This is a genomic window from Caulobacter sp. FV1ye6ST (genome assembly GCF_058681225.1).
Genome location: NZ_CM178733.1, coordinates 1,879,198 through 1,892,471, shown reverse-complemented (window position 1 = coordinate 1,892,471; position 13,274 = coordinate 1,879,198). Strand labels below are relative to the sequence as shown.

Sequence of the window (13,274 nt, the reverse complement as noted above, 5' to 3'; positions counted from 1 at the left end):
TCAGGCGCGGGGAGGCTCGCTAGGGCTGTCGGGTTCGAGAGATGGCGGCATGCCCAAAGAAGGCGGGACCAACCTGCCGCCATCGCGTTGCAACACTGCGTGTTGAACGACGGCGCCGTCGATCAACGGCGAGGCGTGATGGCAATGGCCTTCGAGACAAATCTCGCCAGCGCCCTCCTCTTGGTTGGCGAACGCTTCGAGATCCAAGTCGCCCTGTCCCGCGGCTTCGGCGGCCAAGACTTGCATCGCAGCCATGGCGGGGTCGCCTGCACAGAGGCCGGTGCGGACGGACGGCGTCACGAAACTAGCCAACAGCAGGCAAGCGAACAGCGCGCTCGCCAAGTGCTTCAGCCATGTCGTCACGGTCGTCATCGCCGCGACCTATAGCTTTCGCGCTGCAACATGGGAACGTGTTACATAGTCACGGTGGTCGCGCCGTGCTGGCCCGCCGGCAGGGCGCTCACCCCTCGCCGATCATGCCGCCGTCGCGGCGCGTCTCCGTCTCGCTCTCGACGCCTTCGACGTTGGCGTTGTTTGCTTCACCCTCGCCGATCATACCGCCGGATTTATCATCGGCGGGGTCTGGCGTGGTCTTTGGATCGGCGGGCGACGGCTCAGGGCGCGCGCCTGGCTTGGGACCGGCCGGGCCGGAGGGATCGTTGGACGCTGCTGCGGTGTTCATGAGTAAGCTCCTTGAGCAAGGAAGTCTTTGATCAGGGCAATGTTCCCCACGGGCGACATCCGCGTTCACATGCCGTGATGGCGATGCCCGCCATAACCGACGACCTGGACCTTTTCCAAGGTCACCAAGCCGATCTCGACGGACAGCTCAAGGGTCTCCACGAAAGCCTTGAGCTTGGGCTGGGTGTCCAGCAACTCGACGATGAGGTGTTTGTCCGGCGCCAAGTCTCTCGCCTGGGCGCCGTGCACAATCGCCGTGTCGCCGTAGGCTTGCTTGACGCGAAGAACCGCCGCGCTAGCGATCTTCATCTCGCGAGCCCTCGCGAGAAGCACGCCGTCATAAGCCTGGCCCTGAAACATGAGCGCGGCGTCGAAGTAAATTCGCAGCAGGTGCTGGCCGTCGGTGGTCATTGGAGTTGCGCCTTGTCGTTGCGAAGGGTGTTGTGGCGACCCGCTATCAGATCCGGGTGCGCGGACGCTTGCGCGCCCCGCTCGTGACCGGAGCGTTGGTGGTCAAATAACGGTCCAGGGCCTTGTCGGTGACTTCGCTGGCCATTCGCATGTTGGCGACGAAGGGTTTGGCGAACCGAAACAGGAACTCGGCCGGTCCCGTCATTTCGGTGCGATGGCGCACCAACACACCCCTGCGGCTTGGCGTCAGGGTGTAGCACTCCGTGTGTTTCAGCATCGGGTTGCCCGTGGTGAAGGTGATGGCCTCGCCTGGAACTAATTGGGTGATGCGGCCCGAATCCTTGCGCCGGCGATCGGACGTGGTTTTGACCAGCATCTTCACCTTCTGGCCCAAGGCCAGTTCGCCCGCCACGGTGCGGAATGGATGCCATTTGGGATAGGCGGGAAAGTCGGTGAGTGCGCGCCAGACTTTCATGGGTGGCGCTGCGATATCGATCTCGGTTTCGAAAATCATGGCAAGTCCTAGAAATGCCCGCCGCCTCGTCGAGGCCAAGAGCGGCGCGGAGCCTTCGGCTATTTCGATGCGGCGGGACACGGTCCCACGGTTCGCTGAGCGCATACGCGAGCGCTTTCCCCAGGGCTCGGATCGCCGGGCGTCGGCACGTCGAAGAAGGTGCAGTGGCGCGCATGGCCGCCCAGGCCCGACAACATCCGCGAGGTCGAGCTTACCAATTGGCCCGAGGCGTCAATGCGATCGACCCGAATGCGGAGCGGCGGCGGTGAAAAGGTTCTTCGGCAGGCCGCGCCGTGGAACCGGACGCCGTCCGGCTCCTGGATCGCCACGACCGACTTTAGAGGGAACCCTCTCGGCGCGCTCGTCGCGATGGGCATGGGGAGGTAGGTTGTTCCAGCCAGGGCGACGCAACCGCCCAACGCTGTTGGGACGCCCACGCCGAGCAACCAGCCTATGGATACGATCAGGGATCTTGGTCCGCGGATCTTCATGTTGACCGTCCAAATTCAATAAGGAGAAGCGCGACCGCTAGAGCCAGGAAGAGTAGCGACGCGATCAGGGCGACGACGGCCCATAACGATGGGCGACCGGTCTTGGGTCTGGGCCGGGATGGGTCCGTGCGAGGATCACGCGCAACCATGCCCTCACGCGTCGTCGCCGGTGTCGTTGAAGCGATCGCAGATCACGCGGTTCTGTCCCGATAGGCCAGCAAGCGCAGCGCATTGGCCACGACCAGCAAGGTTGAACCCTCGTGGAAAATCACCGCCTCGCCGATCTTCAGCCCCAGTAACGTTGCGGGGATAAGGAAAGCGACCATGCCCAGGCTTACCCAGAGGTTCTGCTTGATGATGCCGCTGGTCCGGCGGCTGAGGCCCACGGCGAACGGCAGGTGGGTCAGGTCGTCTGCCATCAACGCCACGTCGGCGGTTTCCAGCGCGACGTCCGATCCCGCCGCGCCCATGGCGATCCCGACGGTGGCGTTGGCCATGGCCGGCGCGTCATTGACGCCGTCGCCCACCATGGCCGCCTTGCCGAACTTCTCTTTCAAGGCCTTGATCACCGCGACCTTGTCCTCGGGCATCAGACCGCCCTTGGCGTCATCGAGACCCAGTTCCTTGGCGATGGCGCTGGCGACCGACTGATTGTCGCCCGACAGCATGATGATGTGCTTGATCCCCAGGGTTCTGAGGCGCTGGATCACGCCCTTGGCGGCGGGGCGCGCGGTGTCCATCAACCCCAACACGCCCAGATAACGGTCGCCGTGTCGGACCACGACAACGGTGCGACCGGCGCTTTCAAGTCTCTGAGCCTCGCTCCACACGGCCGCAGGCGGCTTGTCGCCTTCGCCGGTTTCGAAGAGACCGGGCTTGCCGATCACCGCTGCCTTGCCAGACACCTGGGCCTGAACGCCCTGCCCCGTCAGGCTCTTGACGCCCTCGGCCTTCAGGCGGGCCGCCTGGCCCAGCTTTTCCTCGCCATCGCGGACAACGGCCGCGGCCAAGGGGTGATCGCTTAAGGCCTCGACCGCCACGGCCACGGCCAGGAGTTCATGCTCCTCAACGCCCTCCGCCGGGACCACGTCGGTGAGTCGAGGCTTGCCTTCCGTGAGCGTGCCCGTCTTGTCGAAGGCCAGGGCGGTCAAGGTGCCCAGGTTCTCCAGCGGGCCGCCGCCCTTGACCAGGACCCCGCCTCGGCCGGCGCGGGCGACGCCGCTGAGAACGGCGCTCGGCACGGAGATCGCCAGGGCGCAGGGACTGGCGGCCACCAGCACGGCCATGGCGCGATAGAAGCTGGCGCTGAACGGCTCGTCGATCACCAGGAAAGCCAGCATCAGCAAGCCGACGCCGACAAGAACGGCGGGAACGAAGATGCGCTCGAACCGGTCGGTGAACCTCTGGGTCGGCGAGCGTTGGGCCTCGGCTTCGGCGACCATCTTGACGACGCGCGCCAGAGTGCTTTCCGACGCCTTCTTGGCGACCCGGATATCAAGCGCGCCCGAGCCATTGATCGTACCGGCAAACACCCGGTGCTCGGCGCTGGCCTTGCCGAAATCCAGATCGACCTGGGCGGCGGCGCGCTTGTCGACCGGAACGCTTTCGCCGGTCACCGGCGCCTGATTGACGCTGCTTTCCCCAACCACGACGACACCATCGGCGGCGATCCGCTCGTTGGGGCGGACCAGGACGATGTCGCCGATCTCGAGCGCTTCGACGGCGATATCTTCGGTCTTGTCGCCGCGCCGCACCGTGGCCCGTTCGGGCGCCAGTTCGGCTAAGGCCTCGATCGCCCGACGGGCCCGGCCCATGGCGTAGTGCTCCAGGGCATGGCCGATGCTGAAGAGGAACAGCAGCAATGCGCCTTCGGCCCACTGTCCAAGCGCGGCCGCGCCGGCGGCCGCCACCAGCATGAGGGTGTCGATTTCGAACCGGCGCTTGCGTAGATTCTCGAAAGCTTCTTTCAGCGTGAAATAGCCACCGAACACATAGGCCGCGCCGTAGAAGAGCAGCGGAACGACGCCTTGCACCCGCTGGCCAATCAGCCAGCCGGCGAGGAGCATCACCCCTGACAGAACGGCGAAGATCAGTTCGGTGCGCTCGCCAAAGATGCCGCCGTGAGCATGATCGTGTTCGCCAGCGGCGTGATCATGTCCCTCGTGGCCCTTGCCGGGCTTTGCGTGCGCGTGGGGTTTCGTCGCGCCGCTTGACGGCTCTTGCTTGGCCTCGTCATGGCCGTGCCCATCGGCTGCGTCATGGCCAGCGCCGTGGTCATGACCCTCCTCACCGCCATGGGCGCCATCGTCGCTATGGGCGTGGTCGTGCGCGGCGTGGCGGCCGCGCTTCTGGCCAGTGCTGGCCCCGAGATCCGAGAACCGGCCGCCGGCGTCTCGGACAGCTGCGCGCAGCGCTTCGTCGTTTGTCTTCTGCAGGTCGAACTCCACGAATCCTCGGCCGGACGGACCGATCTCCGCGGCTAGAACGCCAGGCTGTTCACGCAAGGTCTCGGCTAGGCGCCGAGCGTTCCGGGCATGAACGGCGCCGGCAAGCTCGAAGTTGAAGTGACCGAAGCGGCCGCTCAGGGTCGCGCCGGCTTGCAGCGCGAAGGCTCGCAGCTGGCCCAGTCGGATCTGGGTCTCGTCGTAGTGGACGCAAAGGACGCCTTCACCCGCTTCGCCCATCTCGACATGGGCTTCGGTCACGCCAGGCCGCCCTTTCAGTATGGCGATCAGACTTGTGACGCAGCGGTCGCACGCGTCCGCCGCCTGGGGCAGGAGGATCGGCAATTCGAGGCGGAGCTTGTCGGTCATGGCGCTTCTCCTGCTTTTACTGGTGCGGCTCGACGTGATGGCCGCCGTAGCGGAGCACTTCGACCTTTTCGAAGGTGACCAGGCCAATGCCCTTGAGGTCGTTCAACGTGGTCAGGAACGCGCGAAGACGCACTTCTTCGTCGACCATCTCGATGACCACGGGCAGATTGTCGTTGAAGTCGAGCGGCCGGGACTCGTGCATGCGCGCCGACTCGCCAAAGCCTTTGCGGCCGCGCAGGACGGTGGCGCCGGCCAATCGCGCCTGTTTGGCCCGCTGGACGATCACGTCCATCAAGGAGCGGTCGCCCACTAGCGCGCTCTCGTCGGTGTAGATGCGAAGCAGGACGGCTTGTCCGGGAATCTGCATGGTTGTCTCCTCAAGGGCGGTTCAATGGCGCGCGAAAACTTGCCGACGGCTGCCCGAAAGCAGCAGCAGGGTCGAGTAGGATTGGGAGGCGGCGCCGGCCAAGGTCATGCCTGCAGAGCCGATCGGCATGCCGGGTACGGCGAGGCCCACGGCACGCGGCGCGGTCGCTTCCAAAATCAGCGCGCGTTCCGCCCGCGCCGCGAAGGCGGGGCCGGCGCTGGCGAAGGTGACCCAGCCCAAGGCAGCGGCGACCGTAGCCCGCCAGAGCGGGCCCGGCCTCAAGTCAGTGTTCCTGGGCATCGTCACGGGCGCGCTCCGGGCTAGGTGTCGGTCGAGCCAAATGGGGATCGGCGACGGTCTCGAGGTTGGCCGTCAGGCTAAAAGCGGTGGACAGCAAACCGGCGATGGCGCGCCAGTTGAGGGCGAACAGCAGGCCGGCCAGGACAAGGTAGCCCCAGGCCACGGCCGTCAGCGCGGCGATGTCGCGCGCCTCGTCCTGGCGCAGGCTCAGGGCGATCATCAGCTGAGCGACGAACAGGCCCAGCAAGGCGATCGCGCCGATGACCGACAGACGCAGGCGCAGCAGCAACGCCAGCCCAAACAGCGATTGGGCGGCAGTGAGGAAGAACTCCTCGTGTTGGCGTGCGTCGAGCGGCAACGCCCTCAGCTGACCCGCGCCAAGGCTCATCGCCAGGGGCAACATGCCAACCAGCAGGGTCCATTGATTGATCTTGTCGCTGATCATCGCCACAAGACCGGCCGCCGCGCGCCCCGCCAGCACGAACAGCACGGCGATGACCACGGCTGGCGCTTCGCTGGCGATCGGCGCCAGCCACTGGATCAGCAGGAACTGGTCGATGCCCAGCGCGCGGCCGCCGTCGATCATCGACTCGGCGAACGGTTCGGCCACCACCAGGATCACGCCCGCGGCGACCACGGTCATGGCGATCATGACCGTCCAGCGCGTCGTGTTCGACAGCTTGGCGATGACCGCGCCCGGACCAGGCTCTTCGCCTTCGTCTTCGTCCTGGGCCTTGGGAAGCTTGCTTACGCGCCACAGATAGAGGCCAAACAGCCCGACCAGCACCACGGCGTCCCAGGCGCTGATGGTGTTCTTCAGAATGATCACGAAGGCGTAGGCGCTGGACAGCGCCAGGACCACGATCTCGATGGCGTTGACGGGCGCCAGTTCGATGCCGCGCTGGCGGTTCTTCCACCAGTGCAGGAGGACCATGGCCGGCCAGGCCAGGCCGATCAGCAATCGGTTGGCGCCGGTCATGTTGGCGGCCGCAAAAGCGACATAGCCCTCGCTTGGCGAACGCCCCGCCTGGAAGGCGTAGTAGATGTCGACCGCGTATTCGGGCAGCACCGTGACCAAGGCCACGGCGGCCAGGATCAGGCCTTGGGACAGATACTTCTCGGCCGCCTCGGCACCCCAGGAAAGCAGGAATCCCGCCGCTAGGATCGCCGCGCCGAACACACCGATGTCGAGCACGGGATTGGGCCGCCAGCCGGCGATCCGCAAGGCCAGCGCTGGAAGCATTACCGCGACCGCCAGCCCGACCGGGATCCAGAGTTGTCGGGCTTGGGAAGAACTCAGGGACATGCAAGCTCCTTTGGAAAGAGGAACGCGCCGGCGTGGCTGGGGGACGGGACCACGCCGGCGCCCCGGCTCAGGTCGTCAGGGGGGCTGACACCGCCGGGCTCTCGTCCGGGGCGGTCCGACCGCGCCCCAGCTGGAGGATCAGCCTGGAGATGGCCGGCAGCACGACGAGCGTGACCGCCGTCGCGGTGACCAGGCCGCCGATCACCACCATCGCCAGGGGCTTTTGGACCTCCGCGCCCGTCCCGTGGGCCAGGGCCATGGGGATGAACCCGATGGCGGGCACCAAACCGGTCATCAACACCGGCCGAAAGCGTTCGATCGAGCCCTCATAGATGGCCTGCGCCACCGGCAAGCCCTCGTCGAGCCGCTGGCGAACGCTCGACATCACCACTAGGCCGTTCAGCACCGCCACGCCGGCCAGGACGATAAAGCCGACCGCTGCGGAGATCGAGAAGGTGATCCCCGTCAGGGCCAGGGCGAAGACCCCTCCCGACAGTCCCAACGGGATCGCAGCGAACACCGAGGCGGCGGGGCCCACGCCCCCCAGGGCCATGTACAGGATCAGGAAGATCAGGACGAAGCAGAGCGGCACCACCAAGGCTAGCCGGGCCGTGGCCGCCTTGAGGTTTTCGAACTGTCCGCCCCAGGTCAGCCACGAGCCGGTGGGCAAGGGCACGGCCTCGACCTTGGCCTTGGCTTCGTTGACGAACGACCCGATGTCGCGGTTTCGCACATTGACCTGGATCACCACCCGGCGCTTGCCGTCCTCGCGGCTGATCTGGTTGAGACCATCGGCGAACCGGAACTGCACCAGCTCGCGCAACGGCACCGAGCGTTGAGCGCCGCCGCCTTCCGACGGCAGCATCACCGGCAAGGCGCCCATGGCCTCCAGATCGTCGCGTTGGGCCATCGGCACGCGGACGATGATGTCGAAGCGCTTGTCACCCTCGAAGACATCGCCCGCCTCGCGGCCGCCCATCGCGGCGGCCACCGTGTCGGCGACCTCCTCGACGGTCAGGCCAAAGCGCGCGATCGCCGCCCGGTCGAACCGCACGTCCAGGGTCGGGGCGCCCGCCGTCTGCTCGACGCGGACGCCGTCTGCCCCGGGAATGGATTCCAGGACCGCGCCGATCTTGGCCGCGGAGACGCCCATCTTGTCGAGATCGTCGCCGTAGAGCTTGATCGCGACGTCGCCGCGCACGCCGGCGATGAGCTCGTTGAAGCGCATCTGGATCGGCTGGGTCACCTCGAAACTGTTGCCCAGCAGCGGCGCGACCTTGGCCTCGATGCGCTCGACGACCTTGGCTTTGCTGTCCACGCCCTTGGGCCAGTCCTTCTGCGGCTTAAGGATGATGAACCCATCCGAAAGGTTGGGCGGCATGGGATCGGTGGCGACCTCGGCCGTGCCGGTCTTGGAGAACATCATCTCCACTTCCGGCAATCCGCTGACGGCCTTCTCCACCTGCTGCTGCATGGTGCGCGATTGTTCCAGCGCCGTGGAGGGGATCTTCAGCGATCCCATCGCGACGTTCTTCTCGTCCAGTTGCGGAATAAACTCCTGGCCCAGGGTGGTGTAGACCACGCCGGCCACCAGGAAGAGCGCCACGCCCGCGGCGATGAACGGCCAGGGCCGCTCGATGGCGCGCTTGAGCACTGGGTCATAGTGGCGTTTAGAGTAGGCGATCACCCTGACCTCCTTCTCAGAGACCTTGCCGCGCATCAGAATCGCGACCATGGCCGGGACGAAGGTCAGCGACAGGATGAAGGCCGCGCCCAGGGCCAGCATGATGGTGATGGCCATCGGGGAGAAGGTCTTGCCCTCGACGCCGGTGAAGGTCAGCAGCGGCGCGAAGACCAGGAAGATGATCGCCTGGCCAAAGACCGTCGGACGGATCATTTCCTGGGCCGCGTGCAGCACGGTTTCCAGGCGCTCGGGAAGGCTTAGCAGCCGACCTCGATGATGCTGTCGCTCGGCCAGTCGCAACAGGCAGTTTTCGATGATGATCACCGTGCCATCGACGATCAGACCAAAGTCGAGCGCGCCCAGGCTCATCAGGTTTCCGGGCACCTTCATCTCGTTCATGCCGATGGCCATCATCAGGAACGACAGCGGGATGATCAGCACGGCGATGAAGGCGGCGCGGACATTGCCCAGCAGCAGGAACAGGGTCGCGGCCACCAGAATCGCGCCTTCGGTCAGGTTGCGCTCGACGGTCTTGACCGTCGCGTTGACCAGGACCGAACGGTCCAGGGTCGGGGTCACCACGACGCCAGGCGGCAGCGACTTCTTGACCTCGGTCAGCTTCTCACCAACCGCCTTGGCCACCGACCGGCTGTTCTCGCCGATCAGCATCAGGGCGGTGCCGACAACGACCTCGTCGCCGTTCTTGCTGGCCGCGCCGGTGCGCAGGTCGCCACCGACGCGCACGGCGGCGACGTCCTTGACGGCGACCGGCACGGTGCGCCGGGTGGCGATGATGGCGTTCTGGATCTCGTCGAGCGTGCGAACCCGGGCGTCGGCGCGCACCAGATACGCCTCGCCCGCCCGCTGGATGAAGTTGGCGCCGACCGAGAGGTTGGCCGACTCCAGGGCCTTGGCCAGATCGGTGTAGGACACGCCATAGGCGGCCAGCTTGGCCGGATCGGGCTCGACGACGTATTGCTTCTCGTAGCCGCCGATAGAGTCGATGCCAGCGACGCCCTTGACGCTGCGCAGTTGCGGACGAATGACCCAGTCCTGCACGGTTCGCAGATAGGCGGCCTGCGAGACGGCGTCGGCCAGGCGTTCACCCTCGGCGGTCAGATAGGCCCCGTCGGTCTGCCAGCCGGGGACGCCGTCGCGTGGCTTGGCGCCCTTTCCGCCCGGATTGGCGTATTCGACCGAGTACATGAAGACTTCGCCCAGGCCGGTCGTTACAGGACCGATCTGCGGCTGGACCGAGGCTGGGAGCGTGTCGCGGGCCTGGGTCAGCCGCTCAGCCACCTGCTGGCGGGCGAAATAGAGATCAGTGCCCTCGGTGAAGATCGCCGAGACCTGGGAAAAGCCGTTGCGCGAGATCGAGCGCGTGGTTTCCAGGCCGGGGATGCCCGCCAGGGCCGTCTCAACGGGGAAGGTGACCCGCTTTTCAATTTCGATCGGCGACAAGGCGCCGGCCACGGTGTTGATCTGCACCTGCTTGTTGGTGATGTCGGGAACCGCGTCGATGGGCAGCTTGGTCAGTTGCCAAGCGCCGAGGGCGGCGATGATGACGGTGAGCAGCAGGACGTACCAACGCCCCTTCACCGACATAGAGAGAATGCGACCGATCATTTCGGCGTGTCTCCTGAACTGATCGAGGGGCTCATTCTTCTTCCGCGCTCTTGCCGAGTTCAGCCTTCAGCAGGAAGGCGTTCTTGACGGCCAGGCTCTCCCCGCCCCGCAAGCCTTGGGTGATGACCACTCGTCCGCCGCTGCGCTGGCCAACGGTCACGGGCTGGACCTTGAAGCCGGTCTTGGTGCGCACGAAGACCACGTCTCGCCCCTCGACGGTCTGCACGGCCTCCTCCGACACCACGATCCCGCTCGAGGTCGATTGCCGAGAGGTAATGCGGGCCCGTACCAACTGGCCCGGCTGCAGCGCGCCGGCCCCGCCGGTCAGGGTCAGGACGACGGTGGCGCTGCGCGTTTCCTCGCTGACGCCCGGCGTCACGGCCCGGACGACCGCCGTGCGGGTCTCGCCAGTGTTGGTCTCGATCACGGCTTGGTCGCCCGGCTGGATGCGCCGCGCGTCGTTGGCGGTCACCGAAGCATCAACCTGGATCTTGGCCGGATCGGAAATCCGGAAAAGTTCAGTCTCCGGTTGGACGAAGGCGCCGAGACTGGCGGCCATCGACGTCACGCGACCGCTGATCGGGCTGGTGACGGCCACATAGCGACCATCGCGCGAGACGCCTGAGGCTCCGGCGGCGCTGGCGGCGCGTCGCGATTCGGCTTCGGCGACCACCAGTTCGGACTGGGCCGTCTCGTAGTCCTGCCGAGGGCTGACCTTCTGTTCGTAGAGCCGCTTTTCCCGCGCCAGGACCTTGCGCGCCAGATCGGCCTTGGCGGTCGCCACGCTGCGATCGGCCGAAATCTGCGCCGCGTCCCGACTGGACACCAGGGCCAAGGTTTCGCCAGCACGCACGGGGTCGCCCAGACGCTTGGTGATCTGGGTGATCGATCCGGCAGCCCGCGCGGTCAAGACAGCTTGGCCGGTCGGCTCGGCCTCGACCGTCGCTTGAGCGACGACCTCGGAGGCCAAGCCGCCGACCGTAACCGTCTGCAGTTGGACACCTGACGCGGTGATGCGTTCTGGGCCCATGGTTAGGGTGTCGGCGTGAGCGGCTTCGGCCGGAGCGGCGGCCGGGGCCTCTTGGGCGGTCTCGGGTTTACCGCTTGAAAACTTGCCGACCGAGAAGGCCACGACAGCGACCGCGGCGAGCGCCACGCCCGCCATCAGCCACTGTCGATTTGAGGAAGAAGATTTGCGAAGCATCAGCGATCTCCGAAGGGGCGGCCTTGCAGGCGCGCCAGGCCGGCTTCGGCGCGAAGGCGCGCCAATTGGGCTTCGATGGTTTGGGCGCGCGCCTCGGCCAGCGAACGGCGCGCGTTGATGAGTTCGACCAGCGGCGACTTGCCGGCCTCGTAGGCGATGCGCGTTAGCCGGTAGGCCTCGGCAGCGGTCGTTTCGCCCTCGGTCGCGGCGCCGACCCTCGTCTGGGCGGCGTCAATCTGGAAGAGAGCGGTGCGGACGTCGGCTTCGGCGTCCAGGCGCGCTGCGCTGAGCCGCGCCTCGGCGCCCTGAAGCTCGCCCTGCGCGGCGGTGATGTTGCCGCGGTTCTGGTCGAACACCGGGATCGGGATCGAAACCCCTGCCACCAGCGCCGTGGAATCGTCACCGCTGAACCGGCGCACGCCGGCCGAGACGGTCACGTCCGGCACGGCCCGAATGCGTTCGATCCGAACGCGCTTGGCCGCTGCTTCTCGTTCGGCTTCGGCCGCCAGGACGGCGGGGGTGGCCAGGACGTCGATATCGCGGTTCAGAGATGCCGACTGGGAGGCGGTCAGCAGGCTGTCGGTCAGCGAGGTGAACGGCGCGGCCGAACCGGCCAGCGCCGTCAGACGCGCGAAAGCCCCGGTCCGTTCGGCGCGGGCCTCGTCGAGAGAGGCGCGTGCCGACGTCAATGCGGCCTGGGCTTGCAGGCTGCGCAGTTCGGCTTCCTTGCCCGCATCGACCAAAGCGCGCGAGGCGCGCACGGTCTCGTCCGACAAGGTCACCGCTTCCTGGGCGAGCGCGACGCGGCGTTCGGCTGCTTCGGCCTGGGCGTAGGCGTCCGCCAGGGTGAAGGCGTAGTCGGCCTTCGATTGCACCAGACGCGCCCGCGCCGCGTCCAGGCCTGCCCGGCCCGCCGCGATGCGCGCGCCGCGCTTGCCGCCCAGTTCCAGCGGCTGGCTGAGCGAGAACGTCGTCTCGGCGTTGTTGGCGCCGCTATAGACTCCGCTTCCGCTGAAATTCTCGACCCCGACATCCACGGTGGGATTGGGCCGCGCCGAGGCTTGCCTAGCCAGCCCTTCGGCTTGGCGCACCGAAGCGGCGGCTTCGGCAAGGCGAGGCGCGTTGGACTGGGCCTGGGCGAGCAGATCCTTGAAGAGCGGGGCCGGATCGGCCGCCGCGCCGCGCCCGGACGCCAACGCGCCCAGGATCGCAGCTACGCTGGCGGCTGCATATCGCAGCCGTCCACGCATGATGAGTGTCATGAAGTTGGTATCCTAGAGTTTCAGATGCAGTCGGGCCGCCGATCAACGGCGGCGGTGACGCATCAGGCTCTAGGTGGTCGATCCAACAGGGTTGGACGGGCGGCTTGCAGCCGCTGATCCTGGAACAGGCCCCAAATGGCCCGCTGCAAGACCGGCGCGACGGCCAGCGCGTAGGAAGCCGGCAGGGTCAGGGTATGGGCGACGCAGTGGCCGGTGCACAGGCGGCCGGCCTCCTTTTTGAACGGCGCCTTCTGATTGGTCGCCAGCGCGCCGGCATCATCGAGGGTTTGAACGCTGGCGGCGGGTTCGGCTTCGAACCACTCGTGCGCCGCTGGGGTAGACATAATCGTGCCGAACACGAAGGCCAGCACCAGAGCGGCCGTCAAAAGCTGACGAAGGGACAGGGCCGTGGCGGCGCCGAGAAGTCCGCGAATTTCACTGCGCAGCACGCCGACATCAACGGTGAAGGACGCTGCCCCCAGACGCACGCGTCTCGGGCCGGCGACCGTACCGGAAAGATGTTGTCGGAACGCCGTCCCTACCATGACTTGGGTCTATACTCGTCAGAGCAGCCGGTGGAAATATGTTACAAGATCACGCTTGCCAGATGGTCGG

General features: G+C 66.5%; 11 protein-coding genes and 1 pseudogene. All 12 read right to left on the bottom strand.

Annotated elements, in window-relative coordinates; all coding sequences use genetic code 11:
- Entirely contained in the window at positions 1 to 372 is a 372-nt protein-coding gene (locus ACW175_RS09505) for a hypothetical protein (protein ID WP_012286325.1), read from the bottom strand.
- 88 nt (positions 373 to 460) lie between these two features.
- Positions 461 to 682 (bottom strand): hypothetical protein, encoded by a 222-nt coding sequence (locus ACW175_RS09500; protein ID WP_150108014.1) that lies wholly within the window; start codon positions 680 to 682, stop codon positions 461 to 463.
- A 65-nt stretch (positions 683 to 747) separates the two neighbouring features.
- The gene (locus tag ACW175_RS09495; protein WP_012286324.1) at positions 748 to 1,092 is read right to left on the bottom strand and encodes a DUF190 domain-containing protein; all 345 of its coding nucleotides are present in this window, start codon (positions 1,090 to 1,092) and stop codon (positions 748 to 750) included.
- A gap of 46 nt (positions 1,093 to 1,138) precedes the next feature.
- Positions 1,139 to 1,606 (bottom strand): SRPBCC domain-containing protein, encoded by a 468-nt coding sequence (locus tag ACW175_RS09490; RefSeq protein WP_012286323.1) that lies wholly within the window; start codon positions 1,604 to 1,606, stop codon positions 1,139 to 1,141.
- Between the two features lie 682 nt (positions 1,607 to 2,288).
- Positions 2,289 to 4,193, bottom strand: a pseudogene (locus tag ACW175_RS09485) (heavy metal translocating P-type ATPase); the annotation flags it as partial.
- A 733-nt stretch (positions 4,194 to 4,926) separates the two neighbouring features.
- Positions 4,927 to 5,277 (bottom strand): DUF190 domain-containing protein, encoded by a 351-nt coding sequence (locus tag ACW175_RS09480; protein WP_012286321.1) that lies wholly within the window; start codon positions 5,275 to 5,277, stop codon positions 4,927 to 4,929.
- 21 nt (positions 5,278 to 5,298) lie between these two features.
- Positions 5,299 to 5,559, bottom strand: coding sequence for a DUF411 domain-containing protein (locus tag ACW175_RS09475; protein WP_012286320.1), 261 nt, complete (start codon positions 5,557 to 5,559; stop codon positions 5,299 to 5,301).
- Between the two features lies 1 nt (position 5,560).
- Positions 5,561 to 6,883: a calcium:cation antiporter family protein gene (locus tag ACW175_RS09470; protein ID WP_012286319.1), complete on the bottom strand. Its 1,323-nt coding sequence runs from the start codon at positions 6,881 to 6,883 to the stop codon at positions 5,561 to 5,563.
- A 67-nt stretch (positions 6,884 to 6,950) separates the two neighbouring features.
- Complete coding sequence (locus ACW175_RS09465) at positions 6,951 to 10,193, bottom strand: CusA/CzcA family heavy metal efflux RND transporter (protein ID WP_012286318.1); 3,243 nt, start codon at positions 10,191 to 10,193, stop codon at positions 6,951 to 6,953.
- Between the two features lie 31 nt (positions 10,194 to 10,224).
- Entirely contained in the window at positions 10,225 to 11,397 is a 1,173-nt protein-coding gene (locus ACW175_RS09460; protein WP_012286317.1) for an efflux RND transporter periplasmic adaptor subunit, read from the bottom strand.
- Positions 11,397 to 12,659, bottom strand: coding sequence for a TolC family protein (locus tag ACW175_RS09455; RefSeq protein ID WP_012286316.1), 1,263 nt, complete (start codon positions 12,657 to 12,659; stop codon positions 11,397 to 11,399). Before ACW175_RS09455 ends, ACW175_RS09460 begins: the two co-directional genes overlap by 1 nt.
- Before the next feature lie 62 nt (positions 12,660 to 12,721).
- Positions 12,722 to 13,147 carry a hypothetical protein gene (locus ACW175_RS09450; RefSeq protein ID WP_492104299.1) on the bottom strand — a complete coding sequence of 142 codons (426 nt, stop codon included), beginning with the start codon at positions 13,145 to 13,147 and terminating at the stop codon, positions 12,722 to 12,724.
- Positions 13,148 to 13,274 lie beyond the last annotated feature (127 nt).